The sequence below is a fragment of the Geodermatophilus sp. SYSU D01119 genome, from assembly GCF_054049975.1.
Genome location: NZ_JBJGYL010000025.1, coordinates 14,067 through 34,949 on the forward strand (window position 1 = coordinate 14,067; position 20,883 = coordinate 34,949).

Here is a 20,883-nt window from a genome sequence, read left to right on the forward strand (position 1 = left end):
CGAGTGAGGACCCATCGTGTTCGTCCTGCTCTCCACCAGTGACACCGACCTGCTCTCCGCCCGCGCCAGCGGCGGCGGCTGGCGGCTGGGCAACCCCGTCCGGCTCGGCCCCGACGGCATCGCGGCGCTGACCGAGGGGGCGGAGCTCGTCGTCGTCCGGATCCTGGGCGTGCGGCGGCAGTACGAGGAGATGCTCGCCCCGCTGCTGGCCGGGCCCGCGCCGGTCGTCGTCCTCGGCGGGGAGCAGGTGCCCGACGCCGAGCTGATGGAGCTGTCCACCGTCCCGATGGGCGTGGCCACCGAGGCGCACGGCTACCTGGCGCAGGGCGGGCCGGACAACCTCGTCCAGCTGCACCGCTTCCTCTCCGACACCGTGCTGCTCACCGGCGAGGGCTTCGAGCCGCCGTCGGTGGCCCCGGACTGGGGCGTGCTGGAGCGGGCGGCGCGCACGACCGGCGGCCCGCGGATCGCCGTCCTCTACTACCGGGCCCACCACCTGGCCGGGAACACCGCGTTCGTCGAGGCGCTCTGCGGCGCCGTCGAGGACGCCGGCGGGCAGGCGCTGCCGGTGTTCGTGAGCTCGCTGCGCAGCGTCCCCGACGACCTGCTCGACGTGCTGCGCACCGCCGACGCGCTCGTCGTCACGGTGCTCGCCGCCGGCGGCTCGCGGCCGGCGACCGCGCAGGCCGGTGGCGACGACGGCGCCTGGGACGTCGGCCAGCTCGCCGCGCTCGACGTGCCGGTGGTGCAGGGGCTGTGCCTGACCCGCCCGCGCGCGGAGTGGCTCGCCGACGACGACGGCCTCTCGCCGCTCGACGTCGGCAACCAGGTGGCCATCCCCGAGTTCGACGGCCGGCTGATCAGCGTGCCGTTCTCCTTCAAGGAGACCGACGCCGACGGCCTCACCCACTACGTCGCCGACCCCGAGCGGGCGGCGCGGGTGGCCGGCACCGCGGTGGCCCACGCCCGGCTGCGGCACACCCCGCCCGCCCAGCGCCGCATCGTGCTGATGCTGTCGGCCTACCCGACCAAGCACGCGAGGATCGGCAACGCCGTCGGCCTGGACACCCCGGCGTCGGTGGTGCGGCTGCTGGCCGCCATGCAGGGGCAGGGCTACGACATCGGCCCGTTCGACGGGCCCGACGCGCTGCCCGGCGTGGCCGACCTCGACGGCGACGCGCTGTTCCACGCGCTCATCGCCGCGGGCGGGCAGGACGCCGACTGGCTGACCGAGGAGCAGCTGTCGGGCAACCCGGTGCGCATCCCGGCCGCGGAGTACCGGCGCTTCTTCGACACCCTGCCGGAGGACCTCCGCGAGGCGATGGTGTCGCACTGGGGCGAGGCGCCCGGCTCCCTGTTCGTGGACGGCTCCGGGGACGACCGGGCCATCGTCTTCGCCGCGCTGCGGGCCGGGAACGTCGTCGTGATGGTGCAGCCGCCGCGCGGCTTCGGCGAGAACCCGATCGCGATCTACCACGACCCCGACCTGCCGCCCTCGCACCACTACCTCGCCGCCTACTGGTGGCTGCGGTCGGTGTTCGGCGCGCACGCGCTGGTGCACGTCGGCAAGCACGGCAACATGGAGTGGCTGCCGGGCAAGACCGTGGGGCTGTCGGCCTCCTGCGGCCCCGACGCCGCGATCGGCGACCTGCCGCTGGTCTACCCGTTCCTCGTCAACGACCCGGGCGAGGGGTCGCAGGCCAAGCGCCGCGCCCACGCCACGCTGGTCGACCACATGGTGCCGCCGATGGCGCGCGCCGACTCCTACGGCGACATCGCGCGGCTGGAGCAGCTGCTCGACGAGCACGCCAACGTGGCCGCGATGGACCCGGCGAAGCTGCCCGCCGTCCGGGCGCAGATCTGGACGCTGCTGCAGGCCGCGAAGCTCGACCACGACCTGGGCCTGGCCGAGCGGCCGGAGGACGACCACTTCGACGAGATGATCCTGCACGTCGACGGCTGGCTCTGTGAGATCAAGGACTCGCAGATCCGCGACGGCCTGCACGTGCTCGGCGTCCCGCCGTCGGGCTCCGACCGGGTGGACCTGGTGCTCGCGATGCTGCGCGCGCGGCAGATCTGGGGCGGTGCCGTGGCGCTGCCGGGGCTGCGCGAGGCGCTGGGGCTGACCGAGGACGGCTCGGCCGGGCGCGTGGCCACCGATCTGGTCGAGTCGCAGGCGCACGCGCTGGTCGCGGGTATGGAGGACGCCGGCTGGACGATCGGTGCCGTCGGCCCGGTCGTGCGCGAGGTGCTCGGGCGCGAGGACGAGGGCGTGGCCGCCGTGCTGCGCTTCGCCGTCGACGAGGTGGTGCCGCGGCTGGAGCGCACCACCGACGAGCTCGACGCCACGCTGCACGCCCTCGACGGCGGCTACGTGCCGGCCGGGCCGTCGGGCTCGCCGCTGCGCGGGCTGGTCAACGTGCTGCCGACCGGCCGCAACTTCTACTCGGTCGACCCGCGCGCGGTGCCCTCGCGGCTGGCGTGGGAAACCGGCCAGGCGATGGCCGACTCGCTGCTCGAGCGCTACCGCGCCGACACGGGGGAGTGGCCGCGCTCGGTGGGGCTGTCGGTGTGGGGGACCTCGGCGATGCGGACCTCCGGCGACGACGTCGCCGAGGTGCTGGCGCTGCTCGGCGTCCGCCCGGTGTGGGACGACGCCTCGCGGCGGGTGACGTCGCTGGAGCCGGTGCCGCTCGACGAGCTCGGCCGGCCCCGGATCGACGTCACCGTGCGCATCTCGGGCTTCTTCCGGGACGCCTTCCCGCATGTGGTGACCATGCTCGACGACGCCGTCACGCTGGTCGCCGGCCTCGACGAGCCCGACGCCGACAACTTCGTGCGGGCGCACGTCGAGGCCGACGTCGCCGGGCACGGCGACCGGCGGCGGGCCACCGCCCGGGTGTTCGGCTCCAAGCCCGGCGCCTACGGGGCGGGCCTGCTCTCGCTCATCGACTCGCGCGACTGGCGCGGCGACGCCGACCTCGCCGAGGTGTACGCGGTGTGGGGCGGCTACGCGTACGGCCGCGACCTCGACGGCGTGCAGGCCCGGCCGGACATGGAGGCGGCGTACCGGCGGATCGCCGTGGCGGCGAAGAACGTCGACACCCGCGAGCACGACATCGCCGACTCCGACGACTACTTCCAGTACCACGGCGGGATGGTCGCGACGGTCCGCGCGCTGACCGGGCGTGCGCCGGCGGCCTACATCGGCGACTCGACCCGGCCGGAGCAGGTGCGCACCCGGTCGCTCACCGAGGAGACCTCGCGGGTGTTCCGGGCGCGGGTGGTCAACCCGAAGTGGCTGTCGGCGATGCGCCGGCACGGCTACAAGGGCGCCTTCGAGCTGGCGGCCACGGTCGACTACCTGTTCGGCTACGACGCCACGACCGGCGTGGTGGCCGACTGGATGTACGAGAAGCTCACCGAGACCTACGTGCTCGACCCGGAGAACCGCGAGTTCATGGAGCGCTCGAACCCGTGGGCGCTGCACGGGATCGCCGAGCGGCTGCTGGAGGCCGTCGACCGGGGCATGTGGGCCGAGCCGGACCCGGAGCTGCTGGCCGGGCTGCGGCAGGCCTACCTGGACACCGAGGGCGACCTCGAGGGCGGGGAGACGCCGGCGCAGTCGGGGGCATCCGCCTGAGCGTCTTCCGGCACGCAGCGTGACGGCGCGCGGTGCGGGATCGGAAACGGTGCGGTCCGGTGCCGCGGCCGGGTACCGGGATCTCATGGGCATCCTGAACCGACTCCTGGGCACTGCTGAGACCACGGCTCGTCGCGGAGCCGCCGGAGGTCGCGCCGCCGCGGGCCGCGCGACGACCGGACGCGGGATGACCGGCCGGGGCATGGCCTCCGGCCGGGGCATGGGCCGCACCCGCATGGCGGCCGGCACGCCGACCCGCCGGATGGGCCGCGGCGCGCCGACCACCGCCGCGTCGGGCGGGCTGGGCCGGCTGCTCGGCTCGCTGACCGGCCGGCGCTGACGGAGGGCCCGCCCCGGGCGGGCCCCCGCTAGGACACCGAGGCGGCGGCGACCAGCAGCACGACGGTCGCCGCCGCCTCGCCCATCGCCCCCATCACGTCCCCGGTGACCCCGCCGAGGCGGGCCGTCGCGCGGGCGCGCACCGCCTCGGCCGCGAGCAGCCCCGCCACCGTCGCGCCGGCCAGCGCCGCCGCGCTCCCCGGACCGCCGGCGGCCCACCCCGCCGCGGCCGCGCCGGCGAGCACCACCACGACCCAGCCGGCGAACCAGGGCACCGACACCGTGCCGGCGACCGCCCGGCCCAGCGACGACCCCTCAGCGGTCGCCACCCCGGGCAGGCCCGTGCGCGTCATCGCCAGCCGCGCCGCGACCACCGCCGTCGCGAGCGCCACCCAGCCGCCGTCCTCCGCGAGCAGCACCGCGCCGGCCGCGGCCTGCAGCAGCAGCACGAGGACCAGCGTCACCACGCCGAACGGGCCGACGTCGCCCCGGTGCATCACCTGCAGCGCCCGCTCCCGGCCGCGCAGCGGGCCGAGGCCGTCGGCGGTGTCGGCCAGGCCGTCGAGGTGCAGCGCCCGGGTGAGCCAGGCGAGGACGGCGAGCGCCGCCACCGCACCGGCGAGCGGGGACACCAGGTGCGCGCCGAGCACGCCGACGCCGGCGGCGGCCGCGCCGAGCGCCAGCCCGACCAGCGGCGCCCACGGCAGCACCCCGCGCGTCGACGTCGTCCCCGCCGCGGGCACCCGCAGCACGGTGAGCAGCGCGGCCGACTCCAGCGGGCCGGCCCAGCGCGGCCGCCCGCCCGGCTGCTCCTCCGGCGGCCCGGTCACCGCAGCCGCTGCGGCAGTCCGGCGACGACGAACCACACCTCGTCGGCGGTGCCGGCCAGCCGCTGGTTGACCTCGCCGAGCGTGTCGCGGAACAGGCGGCCGGCGCGCGACTCGGGCACCACGCCGAGGCCCACCTCGTCGCTCACCGCCACCACGTGCGCCGGCGTCATCGCCCAGGCGTTGACCAGCGCGTCGACCCGCCCGGCCAGCCGGTCGAGGGCGCCGGGCTCGTCGGTCCACACGCCGGTCTCGTCCATGAGCGCGGCCACCCAGGTGGTCACGCTGTCGACGAGCAGCGTGCCGCCGCGCAGCAGGTCGCTCGGCGCGGTGGTCTCCAGCGTGGCCCAGCCGGCCGGCCGGCGGGCCCGGTGCGCGGCGACCCGCCGCGCCCACTCCTCGTCGTCGGGGACGGGCGCGGAGGTGGCCAGGTAGACGACGTCGGCCCGGCCGGCCACCAGCGACTCCGCGTGCGCGGACTTGCCCGACCGCGAGCCGCCGAGCACCAGCACCCTGCTCACGCGGCCGGCACCACGGACAGCTCCAGGCGCGTCACCGTGCCGTTGTGCGGGGTCACCGCGGGCATCTCCGCCGGGCCCAGTCCCGCCGCCACCGCCTGCGCGGCCCGGATGGTGTCCCCGTGCGTCACCAGCGCGACGACGTCGGCCGGCGGCCGGGCGGCCAGCTGGGTGAGCAGCCCGCCGACCCGCGCGTGCAGCTGGGTCAGGCTCTCCCCGCCCTCGGCCGACCAGTGCGGGTCGGTCCAGTCGACGACGTCCCACAGCTCGCGCGAGGGGCGGCCCTCGAGCACGCCGTAGCCCTGCTCGCGCAGCGCCGGGGTGGTGGCGAAGGCCAGGCCGGTGGCCCGGGCGCAGTGCTCGGCCGTCTGCACGGCGCGGCGCAGGTCGCTCGAGAGCATCGCCCCGGGCCGGAGCACGGCCAGCTCGCGGGCGGCCGCGGCCGCCTGCCGGTGCCCGAGCGCGGTGAGCGGCACGTGGGCGGTCTGGCCCTGCATGAGCCCGGCGGCGTTCCACTCGCTCTGGCCGTGACGGACGAGGAGGAGGGTGAGCGGGCGCGCCATGGTGGTCGCCGAGCGTAGGGCAGGCGGCGGCGGGTGCCCGCGCCGGTGCTCGTACCGTCGGGTGGTGACCATCCCCGTCCGTCCCGGCGCCGGCCGACCCACCGCCCGGCCCGCCGGTCCCGACCCGCTGGCCCCGCTGCTCGACCTGCCCGGCGTCCGGGAGGCCGCCGACGCCGCGCGCGCGGGCATCGACCGGCTGCTGGCGCACCGGCTCATGCGCAACCGGTCGGCCGAGGTGAGCACCGAGTCCGCGCTGCGCGGCGCCCGCGCCTCGGCCGCCCTCGACGGCGTGGACGTGCCGCTGGCCGAGCTGCGCGCGGGCTCCGTCGAGGACCCGGTGGTGCAGGGGTCGCTGCGGGTGTCGGTGGGTCTCGGCGCGATGGTCGACACCTGGGCGAGGGCGCCCGGGCAGGTCCTCGCCCGGCTGCACGTGCTCGCCGCCGCCGACCTCGCCGACCGCGCCGCCCTGGGCCGGCCGGCCCCGCACGCGGGGCCGCGGCTCAACGGGCTGTTCCAGCTCGTCACCGGCACCTCGACGGTGCCCGCCGTCCTCGTCGCCGGGCTGGTGCACGGGGAGCTGGCGGCGCTCGCCCCCTTCGGCACGGCCGACGGTGTCGTCGCCCGCGCGGCCGGGCGGCTCACCACCATCGGCCGGGGCCTGGACCCCAAGGCGGTGTCGGTGCCCGAGGTCGGCTTCCTCGAGCTCGGCGTGGAGGCCTACCGCGACGCGGTGACCGGCTACGCCTCCGGCGGGCCCGACGGCGTCGCCGCGTGGCTGGTGCACTGCTGCCGCGCCACCGAGCTCGGCGCCCGCGAGGGCCTGGCCATCGCCGAGGCGATCCTGCGCGGCTGAGCTCCGCCTGCGCCCGCCGCGGCGCCGGGGGACAGTGGCCGCATGCGCACCCTCGACGTCGACGGGCTGGGCCGGGTCGGCCGCATCGGCCTGGGCACCTGGCAGTTCGGCTCCCGCGAGTGGGGCTACGGCGAGGGCTACGCCTCGCGCGCGGCGGGGGAGATCGTGCGCCGGGCCCTGGACCTGGGCGTCACGCTGTTCGACACCGCGGAGGTCTACGGCTTCGGCCGCAGCGAGCGGATCCTCGGCGAGGCGCTGGGCGACCGGCGCGGCGACGTCGTCGTCGCCTCCAAGCTCTTCCCCGTCGCGCCGTTCCCGCCGGTGGTCCGCAACCGGCTGGCCGGCAGCGCCCGGCGGCTCGGGCTGGAGCGGGTGCCGCTGTACCAGGTGCACCAGCCCAACCCGCTGGTCCCCGACACCGTCACCATGCCGGGCCTGCGGGCGCTGCTCGACGAGGGCCGGATCGGCGCCGTCGGCGTCTCCAACTACTCCCTGGACCGCTGGCGGGCCGCCGACGCGGCGCTGGGCCGCCCGGTCATCAGCAACCAGGTGCACTTCTCGCTGGCCAGGCCCGCCGCCCTCGACGACCTCGTGCCCTTCGCCGAGCGCGAGGGGCGCGTGGTGATCGCCTACAGCCCGCTCGCGCAGGGGCTGCTCGGCGGCCGCTACGGCCCCGACCACCGGCCCGGCGGCGTGCGGGCGGCCAACCCGCTGTTCGGCACCGAGAACCTGCGCCGCGTGCAGCCACTGCTCGACGTGCTGCGCGAGGTGGCCGGCGCCCACGGCGTGCGGCCCGGGACGATCGCGCTGGCCTGGCTGGTGTCCCTGCCGCAGGTCGTGGTGATCCCGGGGGCGTCGAGCGTGGAGCAGGTGGAGGCGAACGCGGCGGCCGGCGAGATCGAGCTGCGCGCGGACGAGCGCGAGGCGCTCACGGCCGCGGCGCGGGCGTTCACGCCCGTGTCGGGGGTGCGGACCCTCGTCGACGGCGTGCGGGAGCGGCTGGGCGTCTGACCTCAGGCGCCGCGGCGGCGCCGGCGACCGGCCGCCACCGGGGCGGCCACGGCCGCCGCGCCCTCGACGACGCGCAGCGCCCGCCGGCGGGCGTACCAGGCGATCCCCGCGACCGCGGCGCCCACGCCCATCGCCGCGCCCGTGACCACCGGCACCGGCGGCACGGCGAAGCGGCTGCGCATCGAGACCGGCCGGGTGAACTCCAGCACCGGCCAGCCGCGCTCGGCGGCCGCCTTGCGCAGGGCCCGGTCGGGGTTGACCGCGGTGGGGTGGCCGACGGCGGCGAGCATCGGCAGGTCGGTCACCGAGTCGCTGTAGGCGTAGCAGTCGGCGAGGTCGTAACCGCTCTCGGCGGCCACCTGCCGCATGGCCTCGGCCTTGTTCTCGCCGTAGGCGTAGAACTCGATCTCCCCGGTGTAGCGGCCCTCGGCCCGCACCATGCGGGTGGCCACCACCCGGTCGGCGCCGAGCATCGCGCCGATCGGCTCGACCATCTCCGCGCCGCTGCTGGAGACGATGACGATCTCCCGGCCGGCGGCCCGGTGGAACTCGATGAGGTCGGCGGCCTCGGCGTAGACGAGGGGGTCGACGACCTCGTGCAGCGTCTCGCTGACGATCTCGTGCACCGTCGCGACGTCCCACCCGGTGGCCATCCGGGTGATCTGGGCGCGCATCCGCTCCATCTGCTGCGCGTCGGCGCCGGCGAGGGAGAAGACGAACTGCGCGTAGGCGCCCTTGAGCACGGCGCGCCGGTTGATCAGCCCGCCCGCGAAGAAGGGGCGGCCGAAGGCCAGCGTGCTGGACTTGGCGATGACCGTCTTGTCCAGGTCGAAGAACGCCGCAGCGCGGGTCACAGCTCACGACTGTAAGCGGACGGGAGGGGGCTGACGGGCCGCCGCGCGCCGTCCACACCCGTCCGGGTCATCCACAGGTCTCCCGCCCGCCCGTTCCGGCCCGCCCGGCTCCGCTGGGGTCGGGCGCGTGTCCCCGCGTCCCGCCCCGTCCCCGCCGCCCCGCCCGCTCGTCGTCAGTGCCGACGAGGACCTCCTCGACGACGTCCTGCGGGTCCTCGCCGCCGCGGGCACCGAGCCCGAGGTCGCCACCGGCGGCCCGGCACTGCGGCGGGCCGCCCGCGGGGCCGGGCTGGTGCTGCTCGGCGCCGACGTCCTCGGCGCCCCCGCCGTGCGGGCGCTGCCGCGCCGGCCCGGGGTGGTCGTGGTCGCTCTCGGCCCGCTCCCCGCGCCGGCCTGGGCCGCCGCGGTCGAGCTCGGCGCCGAGCGGGTCGCCGTCCTGCCCGACGACGAGGCGTGGCTGGCCGCCCGTGCCGCGGACGCGGTGCGCGCGCCGGTGGAGCGCGGCCCGCTGCTGGTCGTGGGCGGCAGCTGCGGCGGCGCGGGGGCCAGCACGCTGGCCACCGCCCTCGCGCTCACCGCCGCGGAGGACGCCGGAGGGGCGCTGCTGGTCGACGCGGACCCGTGGGGCGGCGGGCTGGACCTGCTGCTGGGCGCCGAGGACGCCGAGGGGCTGCGCTGGCCCGCGCTGGCCGGGGTGCGCGGCCGGGTCGCCGGCGACGCGCTGCTGGCCGCCCTGCCGCAGGCCGGCGGCGTCACCGTGCTCCCCGCCGCCCGCGAGGACGCGGGCCCGGTGCCGGTCGAGGCGCTGACGGCCGTCGTCGACGCCGCGCGCGGGTGCGGCCGGCCGGTGGTGGTCGACCTGCCGCGCCCGGCCGGACCCGGCGACGCCGCGGCGGCCGCGGTCCTCGCCGAGGCCGACCTCGCGGTCCTCGTCGTGCCGGCGCGGCTGCGCGCGGTCACCGCCGCCCGCCTGCTGCTGGCGGGGTCGCCCGCGGAGCCGTCCCCGTGGCGCACGGCCGGGGTGGTGGTCCGCGAGGTCCCGGCGGGCCTGCCGGCGGCGGAGGTGGCGTCGGCCACCGGGGCCCCGGTGCTCGCCGTGCTCGGCCACGACCGCGGCGCCGTCGACCGCGGCGAGCGCGGCGAGCCACCGGCGGTGACGCCGCGCAGCCCGCTCGGGGCGGTCACCCGCCGGCTGCTCGGCGGGCTCCCCCGGCCGGAGCGGGCGGCGTGAGCGCGCTGCCGCTGGTCGAGCGGGTCCGCGCGCGGCTGGCCCTCGAGCCGGGGCCGCCGAGCCGCGCCGCCGTGGCCGCGCTCGTCCGTGACGAGGCGGGGCTGCTCGGCGACGCCGAGGTGCTCGACGCCGTGCGGGACGCGGTCGCCGAGCTGGCCGGCGCCGGTCCGCTGGAGGCGCTGCTGCGCGAGCCGGGGGTCACCGACGTGCTGGTCAACGGGCCCGCGCACGTGTGGGTGGACCGGGGGAGCGGCCTCGAGCGCTCCGCCGTCCGCTTCCCCGACGAGGACGCCGTCCGCCGGCTCGCCGTGCGGCTGGCCGCCAGCGCCGGGCGGCGGCTCGACGACGCCGCGCCCTGGGTCGATGCCGGGCTGCCCGACGGCACCCGCCTGCACGCGGTGCTGCCGCCGGTGTCGGCCGGGGGCACCTGCCTGTCGCTGCGGGTGCTGCGCCGCGCCAGCCTGGGCCTCGGTGACCTCGCCGCCCGCGGGACGCTGCCCGGGGAGTCGGCCCGGCTGCTGCGCGCGGTGCTGCGGGCGCGGCTGGCCTTCCTCGTCACCGGGGGCACCGGGTCGGGGAAGACGACGCTGCTCGCGGCGCTGCTGGGCGAGCTGCCGGCGGGGGAGCGGCTGGTGCTGTGCGAGGACGCACCGGAGCTCGCGCCGGTCCACCCGCACGTCGTCCGGCTGCTCACCCGCCCGGCCAACGTGGAGGGCGTCGGCCAGGTGACGCTGCGCGACCTGGTCCGCCAGGCCCTGCGCATGCGGCCCGACCGGCTCGTCGTCGGCGAGGTGCGCGGCGCGGAGGTCACCGACCTGCTCGCCGCCCTCAACACCGGTCACGACGGCGGCTGCGGCACCCTGCACGCCAACCGGCCCGGGGAGGTGCCCGCCCGGCTGGAGGCGCTGGGGGTGGCCGCCGGGCTCGACCGGCGGGCGGTGCACAGCCAGGCCGCGGCGGCGCTCGCCGTCGTCGTGCACCTGCGGCGCACCCCGGCCGGCCGGCGGGTGGAGGAGATCGGCGTCGTCCGCCGCGACGGGGACTGGGTGGCGGTCGACGCCGGCTGGCGGGCCGACGGCCGCCCCTGCCCGGGCGCCGGGCGGCTGGGCGCGCTGCTCGACGGCGGTGGGGCCGGGTGAGCGCGGCGCTGCTGCTGGCCGCCTCGGCGCTGCTGCTGTGGCCCGGCGCGGCCACCCGGCGGAGGTCCCGGCTGCGGCACGTGACGCGTTCCGGTCGGCCGGCGGGGTCCCGCGCGGCCGCGCCGCCGCCCGCCGCCGCGCCACCGCCCGCCGCCGCGCCGCCGCCCGCCGCCTGGCCGCTGCCGGCCGCGGTGCCGGCCGGGGCGGTGCCGGCGGGGGCGGTCCTGGCGGGGGCGGCCGGCGCCCTGGCCGCGACGCCGCTGGTCGGGGTCCTCGCGGCCGGGGGAGCGGCGGCCGCCGTCCGAGGGCTGGTCCGCTCCCGGGACCGGCGCGCCGCGGAGGCCCGCCTGGACGGGCTGACCGACGCGCTCGCGGCGCTGTCCGCCGAGCTGCGCGGCGGTCGGCCGTCCGCGGACGCGGCCGCGGCGGCGGTGGCCGGCTGCAGCGACGGCGCGGTGGCCGACGGGCTCGCCCGGGCGCTCCGGGCACCGGCGGCCGTCGGGCCGGGCGCCACGGACCTGGACCGGGCGCTGGCCCGGGTGGCCGCGGCGGTGCTGCTCAGCGGGCGGACCGGCTGCTCGCTGGCGGCGGTGGTGGCGGCGGTGGAGGACGACCTGCGCGCCCGCCGCCGGCAGCGCCAGGAGCTGCGGTCGGTGACCGCCGGCCCGCGGGCCAGCGCCGCTCTGCTCGCCGGTCTGCCGCTGCTGGCGCTGGCCATGGGCAGCGGCATAGGCGCCGATCCGTGGGCCGTGCTCACCACCACCGGCGCCGGGCAGGTGCTGCTGGTCCTCGGGGTGGCGCTGGAGGCCGCGGGGCTGTCCTGGTCGGCGCGGCTGGTCCGCCGGGCGGTCGCGGGACCGGGGACGGCGGCGTGAGCGCGGTCCTGGTGCTGCTGGCGGGGGCGCTGCTCGCCTGGCCGTCGGCGGCGGCCCGCCGCGTCGCGCGGGTGCGGGCGGTCGTGGCGACGGCGCCGCGGCCAGCCGCGGCCGCACCGGCCGCGGCGGGCCTGCCGGGCGCGGGTCGGCGTCTCGCGCTGCCGGGAGCCGCCGGGGTGGCCGTGGCGCTGCTGGTGGGCGGGATGCCGGGGGCACTGCTCGGCGCGGGGGCCGGCGTGCTCGCGCACCGCCTGCTGCGGCGGTCGGCCGGCCCGGACCCGACGGGCGCCGGGGCGGGCGCGGACCTGCCGGTGGCCTGCGACCTGCTCGCGGTGTGCCTGGCGGCCGGGGCGCCGGTCGGCGCGGCGCTGGCCGCGGTCGCCACGGCGCTGCCGGGCCCCACGGGCGAGGTGCTCGAGGTCGTCGCCGGCCGGCTGCGGCTGGGCGCGGCCCCGCTCGCGGCCTGGGCCGGCACCCCGGCACCGCTCGCGGGCCTCGGCCGGGTGCTGGTGCGGGCCGGGGAGTCGGGGACCCGGGCGGTCGAGGCGCTGCGGGTGCTGGCCACCGAGACGCGTCAGGCCGCGCGCAGTGACACCGAGGCTGCGGTCCGGCGGGCCGGCGTGTGGGTGCTGGCGCCGCTGGGCGCCTGCTTCCTGCCGGCGTTCGTCTGCCTCGGCATCGCGCCGATGGTCATCGGCATCGCCGGGCAGGTCTTCGGGTGAGCGGTCAGCGGGTCCGGGTGACGGGCGACGCTCCGGCGAACGACGACGTCGCGTGGGTGGTGAACGACGGCGCGAGCGACCACGCCGCCGGGACCGCTGCGGGCACGGTGGCGCCGGCGGGGGCGAGGTCGAGCACCATGCGCGTCGGTTGGAAGGCCTCGGCGTAGCCGATCCGGGCCTGCGCACCCCAGTGGCGGGCGGAGGCGACGATCGCGTCGGGCTCCACCATGGCCGAGCGCTCCACCTGCGAGGCGTGCGCGGCCAGCGCGGCGAGCTTGCCGGTCAGGTGGGCGGTGACGTCGACGTACACGGTCGGGGTGAAGGTCAGCGTCGAGGGGCTCTGGTAGTGCAGGACCCGCGGCAGCCGGCGGGCCGCGCCGAGGGTGGCGGCGGCGACGGCGCGGTGGTCCTGGTGGCTGTCGTCGGGGGCGTGCACGTAGACCAGGTCGGCGGCGGTGGCCTGCAGGACCTGCTCGACGCGGCGGATGGCGGCGGAGTCGGCGACGACCTGGCAGTCGACCAGCCCGCCCCACACCAGCCGGGCGCCGATGGCGGCCGCGGCCCGCTCCTGCTCGGCGCGGCGGCCGGTCACCTGGGCGTCGTCGCCGGGGCCGTTCTCGCCGCCGGTCATCACCAGCATCGTCACGCGGTCGCCGGCGGCGACGTGCGCCAGCAGGGCACCGCCGCAGCCCAGCTCGATGTCGTCGGGGTGGGCCCCGATGGCCAGGACGCTGCGTCCCGTGCTCTGCGTGCCTGCGCCGTCCATGGCCGCCGTCCTGTCCGTGCGGGGGCGGTGGTCCCGCCCGTCACCCATCCATCGGCGGCCGCGGCCGCCGGGTCCACCGGGCCGACCGGCTCCCCCCTCGATGGGGGGAGAACCGGTCGTGCGCGATGTATCAGTCCGCGGGCGCTTCGGCGACCCGCGCGCGGCGACGCTGCGCCGCCCACATGGAGCCACCGGCGACCGCGCCGGAGGCGGCGAGCGCGATGACCATGCCCAGGCCGTTGCCGTCGGCCGGCAGCGGCGTGCCCGACGGGCAGCGGGTGCCGCTGTCGCGGCGGGCGGTGGCCGTCGTCCCGAGGACGGTCCAGCTCACCGAGGACATCGACGCGGGCACCTGGACGGAGAACGCGCCCGGGTGGTTGCCGCGCTCGAAGGTCGTGACCTGCCGGCCGTCGAACTGGTCCGGGCTCATGTCGTTGTAGCGGCCGACCGGCAGCGAGCCGGTGTACCCGGTGTCGTTGCGGTAGCCGAACACCGCGGTCCAGGTGCCGTTCTGCACCGGGATGACGCAGGTGACCGACGTCTCCCCGTAGTGGGCGCTCGCGACACCCGGCGTGACCAGCACTGCCGCCGCGCCCACGCCGGCGACGACCGCCAGCCGGGCCCCCAGCGACGCGCGCCGCGTGTTGCCTCTCATGTGGCCCCCTTCCGGACCGGGGCGCACCCGGCCCCTCCCAGGGGAGATCGGAGGCGGTCAGCCCGGTCTCCACGCCACCGGGACGGGGGTCCCCCGGAGGAGGGAGGACGGTCGCGCTCAGTGCGCGGCGGCCACCGGGGAGCCGGTCAGGACGCCGAGCGCGAGCGCCGCGGCGGCGGGGAAGTCGCCGGTGACGGCCCACGCCTCGGGCACGTCCGGTGCGGCCGCGTACTCGCCCTGGCGCACGCGGATCGCCCGCGCACCGACCGCCGCGGCGACGGCCACGTCCTTGCCGGGCCGGTCGCCGACCACCAGCACCCGGTCGGCGGGGACGCCCAGCCGGCCGGCGAGGACGCGCAGGCCCTCGGGCGTGGGCTTGCGGGCGGCGCGCCCGCCGAGGGTGTCGGTGACCAGGACCTCCGCCAGCAGCGGGAGCAGGCCGGTGGCGGTGAGCTTCGCCGCCTGGATCACCGGGTTGCCGTCGGTCAGGCAGCCCACCGGCACCTCGCGGGCGAGCGCGGCCAGCGCCGCGGCCGCGCCGGGGTAGGGGGTCAGCGAGGCCGGCTCGTGCGCGGTGAAGGCGGCCACCAGCGGCGGGACCAGCGCCGGCAGGTCCGCGTCCGGGACGCCCGCGGCGAGCAGCGCGCGGTCGATCGTGCCGCCGCGGTCGGAGCCGGCCGCGAGCTCCCGGACCAGCGCCGCGTGCACCCGGGCGCCGTCGAGCCCGGCGTCCGCGGCGGCGGACCCGACCGCCTCGGCCGCGCCCGCCAGGTAGGCGGCCTGCGGGTAGAGCGTGTCGTCGAGGTCGACCACGACCGCCAGCGGCGGCGGGCCGTCCCAGGGGCGCGGGCCGGTCACCACGGCAGGCGCCCGTCGGTGAAGTCGGGCTCGGTGATCGCCAGGAGCGCGTCGGTGGCCTCGTCGGCCAGCAGCGCCGCGACCTGCGGCCCGGTGGTGCCGTCGCCGTAGGGGCAGGGGAGGGCCGCGGCGTGCGCCTGGCCCTCCGGGGAGGTGTGCCGCGCCGCGGCGGCGAGGACCGCGTCGGCGGCGCCGTCGTCGGCGAGGCCCGCCAGGGTGGTGGTGCCGGCCTCGACGCCCTCCCACCGGGGCGTGGACCCGCGGAGCACGACGACGGGCACGCCGAGGTAGGCCGCCTCCTCCTGGATGCCGCCGGAGTCGGTGACCGCCAGGCGCGCCGAGGCCAGCGCCGCGAGCAGCGCGTCGTAGCCGACCGGCCCGCTCAGCGTGATGGCCGGGTGCTCGAGCTCCGCGTCGAGGCCGGTCGCGGCCAGCCGGGCCGCCGTCCGCGGGTGCACGGGGAAGGTCACCGGGCCGACGCCGTCGGCCAGCGAGCGCACGACGCCCACCAGGCGCTTCAGGCGCACCGGGTCGTCGACGTTGGTCGGCCGGTGCGCCGTCACCAGCACCCCGGACCGCTCCGGCACCGGCACCGGGCGGACGCCGCGGGCCACCAGCGTGTCGACGACCGGGTTGCCGACCACGAACACCCGCTCGGCGGGGACGCCCTCGGCGGCGAGGAACGCCGCCGCGCGCCGGGTCGGGGCCAGGTGCAGCGCGGCGACGGCCGCCGCCACCCGGCGGTTGACCTCCTCGACGCTGCGCGCGTTGAGGCTGCGCAGCCCCGCCTCGAGGTGCGCGAACGGGATCCCCGCACCGCGCGCGGCCAGCGCGTAGGCCGGGACGGTGTTGGTGTCGCCGAGGGCCAGCACGAGGTCGGGGCGGAACCGGGCCACCGCGCGCGCCGCGTCGGCGTGCAGCGCGCCGTACCGGGCGGCCGGGTCGTCGGCCGGCAGGGTGAACCGGCAGGTGGGCGCCAGCCCGAGGGTCTCCTGCAGCCGGGTGGAGAGGTCGGGGTCGGTGTGCTGGCCGGTGTCGACGACGTCGACCCGGTGGCCCGCGGCGACCAGCGTGGTCACCACCGGCGCGAGCTTGACGACCTCCGGACGGGTGCCGAAGGGGACGAGGACGTGCCGGCTGCGGCTCACGCGCGCACCGCCGTCGCCTCGCACGGGTCGGCGACGGGGCTGCCGTCGTCGGCGGTGTAGGTCTCGGCGAAGTAGCGGCTCATCCGGACGCCGGGGGTGAACCACAGGTGGGGCAGGCGTGCGTGGGGGTCGCGGATGCCGGCCAGGTGCGCGCTGACGACGTCGGCGCCCGCGGCGAGGGTCAGCGGCAGGCCGCCGGAGAAGCGCGGGTTGATCTCCACGACGCTCGCCCGGCCGTCGTCGGCGACGAAGCCCTGCACGTTGGCCGGGCCGCTCAGCTGCACCGCCAAGAGCGCCGCGGCGACCACCGCGGTGACCTCGGGGGAGTCGAACGTCGTGCCCTTGACCGAGATGCCGGCTCGGGTGTCGTCGCGCCACCGGGGCACCACGGTGACCAGCTCGCCGTGGCGGTCGACGAGGGCGTCGGCGGTGAACTCCCGGCCGGTCAGCCGTGTCTGGGCGATCAGCGACGCGTCGCCGTGCAGGGCCTCGACCACCTCGGCGCGGGTGTCGAGCAGCCGCACGCCGCGGCTGCCGCGCCCGGCGCGCGGCTTGACGACCCAGGGGCCGGGGACGGCGGCGAGCCCGGCGGAGGTGTCGGTGGTGGCCGGGTGCGGCACGCCGGCGGCCCGCAGGGCCCGGGCGAAGGCGGCCTTGTCGCAGCAGATCCCGACCGCCTCCGGGTCCGGCAGCCAGGTGGCCACGCCGGCGGCGGCGAGCCGGTCCGCGCCCGCGGCGAGGGCGGGCAGCTCCTCGGCCACGGTGGCGATGAGCGCGTCGGCACCGTGGGCCGTGGCGAGCGCGACCAGGGCGTCGACGAAGCGCACGTGGTCGGCCCGCGGGACGACGGCGCCGACGGTGGCCAGCGCGGCACCGGCGGCGGTCGCGTCGGCGTCCACGCCGACGACGCGGTGGCCCAGGGCCACGAGCCGCCGGACCACCGCGACCCCGGCCGGCCCGCCCGCCCCGGTGACCAGGACGGCGGGGGCGGCGGAGCCGGAGGCGGGGCGGCCCGCGGACAGTGGAGCGGCCGGGGTCGGCAGGGTCGAGGTCACCGGGGCGTCTCCGGGGGGTGCGGGTGGTCGGGCGGGCGGGCGAAGCTGCGGGGGGCCGCGGAGCCGGCGGCGTGCGACCGGCGGCCCGGTTCGGCGGCGGGCGGCGTGGCCGGGGCCGGCGGGGGCACCGGGATGCGGGCGACGGGCACCGGCTCCGCACCGGCGGCGGGGCCGCCCGGTGTCCGGGTGCCGGCAGCGGTCCCGTCGGGGACCGGGCGGGCGAGCAGCCAGCCGCGGGCCCACAGCCGCAGGGCGGTGACCCGGGAGTCGGTGACCGGCTCCCACTGGCGGGCGGCGACCGCCTCCGCGAGGGCGTCGAGGACCAGGTGCTCGCGCTCGTAGGTGGCGACGGCGACCAGCGAGGCGCTGTGCGCGCCCAGGCCGTCGGCGGCGAGCTCGCGGATGCGCTCGACGCGCCGGTGGGGCGGCAGGTGCCCCAGGCGGTAGTCGACCCGGGCGGCCTCGCGGCGGGCGGCCAGCCGGGCCGAGACGCGGCGGGGGAGGACGTAGCGGTGCATCAGCCCGGTGAGCGTCGTCCGGCGGCGGTGCGCGTCGGCGTCGTCCTCGACGGCGGGCGTCCGGTAGCCGAGGCCCGGCCGGGCCCAGGAGTCGGGGCGCCGGGCGGTGTGCCGGCCGTCGACGTCCTGCTCCGCGCGCTCCGCGGCCGGCAGCGTCACCCACACCATGACGAGGAAGCCGCCGAGGGTGGCGACGAGGTTCCAGACGGTGCCCACCCAGTCGTGGAAGAGCACCAGCGCGCCCTCGCCCCAGTACAGGCCGGCGAGCGCCGACAGCAGCAGCCGCCCGTGGTTGAGCACGACGACCGCGACGACGGCCACCAGCAGGCCACCGAGCGCGTGCAGCTTGCGGCCGCGCAGGATCACCGCGGTCAGCGCGACCAGCCCGAGCACCGACAGGATCGACGAGCAGGACGCCGTGACGACCGCGTCGATGATCCCGCCGTCGTCGCGGAACAGCAGGATGTGGCCGGGCAGCACGCCCGAGGACCACTCCGGGTCCAGCAGCTCCAGGACGATCGCGACCGCGCCGGCCTCCAGCACCTGCAGCGGGTACGACAGCGTGGCGAAGCCGGCGACGCAGATGATCGCGGCCAGGAGGAGGTCGGCGACGACGGGCAGCAGCCGCCGCCTCGTGCCGCGCGGGGTCCTGCGCCGGCCGAGGGCCTGGGCGGGTGCGGTGGTCACCGGTCCTCCCCGGGGGACGCGAAGGAGCGGGGCCGGGCAGGCGCCTGCGCCGCGACGGCGGCGACCGGCGGGGCCGTCGTGCGCACCGTCGAGGTGGCGCCCGAGCGGGAGGTCTTCACCCAGCTGTAGGGGCGGCCCAGCATCCCGTCGACGTAGGCGCGCGAGGTGATCCAGATCGACAGCGCGAAGGCGGGCAGGAAGCCCAGCAGCCGCCAGGCCGACCGCCGCTCCACCCGGCCCACCAGCAGCCCGACGCACAGCTCGGCCAGCGGGCCGATGAACAGCAGCATCGACAGCGGCAGCAGCCCGATGACCGGCAGGTCGCCGATGCCGAAGGCGCGCAGCACGGTGAGCAGCAGGCCCAGGCCGCTGAGCACCGGCACGTGGTAGACGCCGAGGAACAGCGTCGTCTCGGCCTTCTCCAGCACCGACAGGTGCGGCGAGCGCATCAACGGCCGCCAGTAGTCGCGCAGGCACTTCTGGTGGCCCCGCGCCCAGCGGTACCGCTGCTTCCAGAAGCGCTGGGCGCTGACCACCGCCTCCTCGAAGTCGATGGCCGAGACGTCGTAACGCACCCGCTGACCCATGAGCAGGATCCGCAGCGTCAGGTCGGTGTCCTCGGTGACCGTCTCGGGGTTCCAGCCGCCGAGCGCGCGCAGCGTCGAGGCGCGCACGGCGCAGTTCGCGCCGCCGTAGGCGGGCAGCTCGAACAGCGCCTGGCGGCCGTACTCGTTGACGAGGTAGCCCGACAGGTAGTCGACGAAGACGGTGTTGGCCATCGTCGAGTCCCGGCCGTTGCGGATGACGCAGCGCCCCATCACCGCGCCGACGGAGGGGTCGCGGAAGTGGCGCACCAGCCGGCGCAGGGCGGTGGGCTCCGGCTCGTGGTCGGCGTCGAAGACCAGCACGATCTCCGCGTCGACCAGCGCCAGCGCCTCGTTCAGGGCGCCGGACTTGCCGCCGCCGGCGCCGGCCGGCCGGTGCAGGACGCGCAGCCGGGGGTCGCGCAGCGCCCAGGCGTCCAGTTTGGCGCCGGTCGCGTCGTCGGAGCCGTCGTCGACCACGACGAGGGTCAGCCGGTCCGTCGGGTAGTCGAGGGCCAGCAGCGCCGCGACCATCCCGTCGACGACCAGCTCCTCGTTCTTGCACCCGACGAGGACGGCGACCGGCGGCGTGTAGCTGTCCAGGCCGACGTCGGCGGCGAGCAGGTCGCGCTCGGCCCAGCGGGCGGCGGCGACGGCGAAGGCCAGGTGCCGGCAGAAGTAGACGCCGAAGACGACGTTGAGCGCGCCGGCGACGACCCCGAGCGTGGGGCCGACGCCGAAGGCGGCGATCGCGCCCGCCAGCCCGAGCAGGTAGGCGACGAGGACCAGGGGGCGGCCCTCGGGGCGGTCGGTGCCGTGTGCCGCCACGGTTCCTCCTCCCGGCCCGGGTGCGGTGGTGCGGCTGCGCCACCTCATGGCTGGATCGGCAACCGCGCTGTCGTCCTGAAGTGGAAGCGGCGACGCCGACAGCGACGCGCGCGCCGTCCACAGGCCCGCGCTCCGTCCCCAGGTCGGCGACCGGTCCGCCGCGGCGGGGTCGACGCGGCGAGGGTCGGGCGCGCCCCGCGCACGGGGCCGCCGACCCGAGGAGGAGCCCATGTCCCACACCGCGCCCGAGACCGCACCGGAGACCGCGTCCTCGACCGGCGACGCCGGCCCTCCCGCCCCGCCGCGCGGACGCCTCGCCGCCCGGTGGGCGCGGCTGCGGGCCGAGGCGGAGGCGGGCATGAGCACCGCCGAGTACGCCGTCGGCACCGTCGCGGCCTGCGCCTTCGCCGCCGTCCTCTACCGCGTGGTCACCGGCGGCTCGGTGGTCACCGCCCTCGGCGACCTCGTGTCCTCCGCGCTGCAGGTGCTGTCCTGACCCCGCGCCGCGACCGGGAGGCGGGGATGGTCACCGCGGAGACCGCGGTGGTGCTGCCGGTCCTCCTGCTGGTGCTCGCCGCCGTGGTCGCAGCGGTCGTGGTGGTGGGCGCCCAGCTGCGCTGCGTGGACGCCGCCCGCGAGGGCGCCCGTGCCGCCGCCCGCGGCGAGGCCCCGGACGCCGTCCGCGCGCTCGTCGCCCGGGTGGCCCCCGACGGCGCGCGGACCGAGGTCGCCGTCGGCGACGGCGGGGTGCGGGTCACCGTCCGGGCGGAGGTGTCCCCGCTGGGGCCGGTCGACCTGGGCGTCGACGTCACGGCGACGGCGGTCGCCCGGCTCGAGCCCGGGGTGGCCGGCGGGTGAGCGAGGCCGAGCGCGGGTCGGCGACCGTCTGGACGGTGGCGCTCGCCGCGGTGCTCGCGCTCGTCGGGCTAGCCGCGGTGCTGCTCGGTGCCGCGACGGTGGCCCGTCACCGGGCCGGGGCTGCGGCCGACCTCGCCGCCCTCGCCGGAGCCGCGGCGGCGGTGTCCGGCGACCCGGCCCCCTGCGACGTCGCCGCCGGGGTGGCCCGCGACAACGGCGCGGTGCTCACCGCCTGCGCGGCGGACGGCGGCGGGGTGGTCGAGGTGACCGCCACCGTCACCGTCGACCTCGGCCCGCTGGGCACCCGGCGGGCCGGGGCGGCCGCCCGTGCCGGCCCCGCGCCGCCGGAGG

The 20,883-nt window shown here is 78.5% G+C and carries 21 protein-coding genes and 1 pseudogene; 11 read left to right on the top strand and 11 right to left on the bottom strand.

Features of this window, described 5'->3' with window-relative positions; genetic code table 11:
• Positions 1-16 precede the first annotated feature (16 nt).
• Together cobN and ACI79X_RS17835 are read left to right on the top strand one after the other, a co-directional pair.
• Positions 17-3,643 carry a cobaltochelatase subunit CobN gene (cobN, locus tag ACI79X_RS17830; protein ID WP_457026753.1) on the top strand — a complete coding sequence of 1,209 codons (3,627 nt, stop codon included), beginning with the start codon at positions 17-19 and terminating at the stop codon, positions 3,641-3,643.
• 187 nt (positions 3,644-3,830) lie between these two features.
• Positions 3,831-3,983: a hypothetical protein gene (locus ACI79X_RS17835; protein WP_457026754.1), complete on the top strand. Its 153-nt coding sequence runs from the start codon at positions 3,831-3,833 to the stop codon at positions 3,981-3,983.
• A gap of 28 nt (positions 3,984-4,011) precedes the next feature.
• Here ACI79X_RS17835 and ACI79X_RS17840 read toward each other — a convergent pair whose 3' ends face one another.
• Genes ACI79X_RS17840 through ACI79X_RS17850 form a run of 3 tightly spaced genes read right to left on the bottom strand, consistent with a single transcriptional unit; the run spans position 4,012 to position 5,890 of the window.
• Entirely contained in the window at positions 4,012-4,812 is an 801-nt protein-coding gene (locus ACI79X_RS17840; RefSeq protein ID WP_457026755.1) for an adenosylcobinamide-GDP ribazoletransferase, read from the bottom strand.
• Positions 4,809-5,330 carry a bifunctional adenosylcobinamide kinase/adenosylcobinamide-phosphate guanylyltransferase gene (gene cobU / locus ACI79X_RS17845; protein WP_457026756.1) on the bottom strand — a complete coding sequence of 174 codons (522 nt, stop codon included), beginning with the start codon at positions 5,328-5,330 and terminating at the stop codon, positions 4,809-4,811. Before cobU ends, ACI79X_RS17840 begins: the two co-directional genes overlap by 4 nt.
• The gene (locus ACI79X_RS17850; protein WP_457026757.1) at positions 5,327-5,890 is read right to left on the bottom strand and encodes a histidine phosphatase family protein; all 564 of its coding nucleotides are present in this window, start codon (positions 5,888-5,890) and stop codon (positions 5,327-5,329) included. The genes cobU and ACI79X_RS17850 overlap by 4 nt, the downstream gene beginning before the upstream one ends.
• Positions 5,891-5,954: 64 nt before the next feature.
• On the opposite strand from ACI79X_RS17850, the gene ACI79X_RS17855 reads away from it, so the two are divergent.
• Both ACI79X_RS17855 and ACI79X_RS17860 read left to right on the top strand, forming a co-directional pair.
• Positions 5,955-6,743, top strand: a complete 789-nt coding sequence (locus ACI79X_RS17855) for an oxidoreductase (protein WP_457026758.1) — start codon at positions 5,955-5,957, stop codon at positions 6,741-6,743.
• Positions 6,744-6,785: 42 nt separating this feature from the next.
• Positions 6,786-7,754, top strand: coding sequence for an aldo/keto reductase (locus ACI79X_RS17860; protein WP_457026759.1), 969 nt, complete (start codon positions 6,786-6,788; stop codon positions 7,752-7,754).
• 2 nt (positions 7,755-7,756) lie between these two features.
• On the opposite strand, the gene ACI79X_RS17865 is transcribed toward ACI79X_RS17860, so the two are convergent.
• Complete coding sequence (locus ACI79X_RS17865; RefSeq protein WP_457026760.1) at positions 7,757-8,608, bottom strand: HAD family hydrolase; 852 nt, start codon at positions 8,606-8,608, stop codon at positions 7,757-7,759.
• 127 nt (positions 8,609-8,735) lie between these two features.
• Here ACI79X_RS17865 and ssd point away from each other — a divergent pair, with 127 nt between their 5' ends.
• The 4 genes from ssd to ACI79X_RS17885 are packed head-to-tail and all read left to right on the top strand — an operon-like array spanning position 8,736 to position 12,575.
• A complete protein-coding gene (ssd, locus tag ACI79X_RS17870) occupies positions 8,736-9,839 on the top strand; it encodes a septum site-determining protein Ssd (protein ID WP_457026761.1) in 1,104 nt (367 codons plus the stop codon).
• On the top strand, positions 9,836-10,978 hold the full coding sequence (locus ACI79X_RS17875) for a TadA family conjugal transfer-associated ATPase (protein WP_457026762.1): 1,143 nt from the start codon (positions 9,836-9,838) through the stop codon (positions 10,976-10,978). Before ssd ends, ACI79X_RS17875 begins: the two co-directional genes overlap by 4 nt.
• A complete protein-coding gene (locus ACI79X_RS17880) occupies positions 10,975-11,853 on the top strand; it encodes a type II secretion system F family protein (protein WP_457026763.1) in 879 nt (292 codons plus the stop codon). Before ACI79X_RS17875 ends, ACI79X_RS17880 begins: the two co-directional genes overlap by 4 nt.
• Entirely contained in the window at positions 11,850-12,575 is a 726-nt protein-coding gene (locus tag ACI79X_RS17885) for a type II secretion system F family protein (protein ID WP_457026764.1), read from the top strand. The genes ACI79X_RS17880 and ACI79X_RS17885 overlap by 4 nt, the downstream gene beginning before the upstream one ends.
• 4 nt (positions 12,576-12,579) lie before the next feature.
• On the opposite strand, the gene ACI79X_RS17890 is transcribed toward ACI79X_RS17885, so the two are convergent.
• The 7 genes from ACI79X_RS17890 to ACI79X_RS17920 form a co-directional block, all read right to left on the bottom strand.
• Positions 12,580-13,341, bottom strand: coding sequence for a PIG-L deacetylase family protein (locus tag ACI79X_RS17890; protein ID WP_457026765.1), 762 nt, complete (start codon positions 13,339-13,341; stop codon positions 12,580-12,582).
• Positions 13,342-13,471: 130 nt separating this feature from the next.
• The gene (locus ACI79X_RS17895; RefSeq protein ID WP_457026766.1) at positions 13,472-13,996 is read right to left on the bottom strand and encodes a hypothetical protein; all 525 of its coding nucleotides are present in this window, start codon (positions 13,994-13,996) and stop codon (positions 13,472-13,474) included.
• A 117-nt stretch (positions 13,997-14,113) separates the two neighbouring features.
• A complete protein-coding gene (locus ACI79X_RS17900) occupies positions 14,114-14,854 on the bottom strand; it encodes an HAD family hydrolase (RefSeq protein ID WP_457026767.1) in 741 nt (246 codons plus the stop codon).
• Entirely contained in the window at positions 14,851-16,002 is a 1,152-nt protein-coding gene (wecB, locus tag ACI79X_RS17905) for a non-hydrolyzing UDP-N-acetylglucosamine 2-epimerase (RefSeq protein ID WP_457026768.1), read from the bottom strand. The genes ACI79X_RS17900 and wecB overlap by 4 nt, the downstream gene beginning before the upstream one ends.
• Entirely contained in the window at positions 15,999-17,057 is a 1,059-nt protein-coding gene (locus ACI79X_RS17910; RefSeq protein ID WP_457026769.1) for an ATP-grasp domain-containing protein, read from the bottom strand. Before ACI79X_RS17910 ends, wecB begins: the two co-directional genes overlap by 4 nt.
• Entirely contained in the window at positions 17,054-18,262 is a 1,209-nt protein-coding gene (locus tag ACI79X_RS17915) for an exosortase/archaeosortase family protein (protein WP_457026770.1), read from the bottom strand. The genes ACI79X_RS17910 and ACI79X_RS17915 overlap by 4 nt, the downstream gene beginning before the upstream one ends.
• Complete coding sequence (locus ACI79X_RS17920) at positions 18,259-19,674, bottom strand: glycosyltransferase (protein ID WP_457026771.1); 1,416 nt, start codon at positions 19,672-19,674, stop codon at positions 18,259-18,261. Before ACI79X_RS17920 ends, ACI79X_RS17915 begins: the two co-directional genes overlap by 4 nt.
• Before the next feature lie 229 nt (positions 19,675-19,903).
• On the opposite strand from ACI79X_RS17920, the gene ACI79X_RS17925 reads away from it, so the two are divergent.
• From ACI79X_RS17925 to ACI79X_RS17935, 3 genes and pseudogenes are all read left to right on the top strand, one after another.
• Positions 19,904-20,170: a DUF4244 domain-containing protein gene (locus ACI79X_RS17925; RefSeq protein WP_457026772.1), complete on the top strand. Its 267-nt coding sequence runs from the start codon at positions 19,904-19,906 to the stop codon at positions 20,168-20,170.
• A 26-nt stretch (positions 20,171-20,196) separates the two neighbouring features.
• On the top strand, positions 20,197-20,532 hold the full coding sequence (locus ACI79X_RS17930) for a TadE family type IV pilus minor pilin (protein ID WP_457026773.1): 336 nt from the start codon (positions 20,197-20,199) through the stop codon (positions 20,530-20,532).
• Positions 20,529-20,858: pseudogene (locus ACI79X_RS17935) on the top strand (Rv3654c family TadE-like protein); the annotation flags it as partial. The gene ACI79X_RS17930 and the pseudogene ACI79X_RS17935, both read left to right, overlap by 4 nt.
• Between the last annotated feature and the right edge of the window lie 25 nt (positions 20,859-20,883).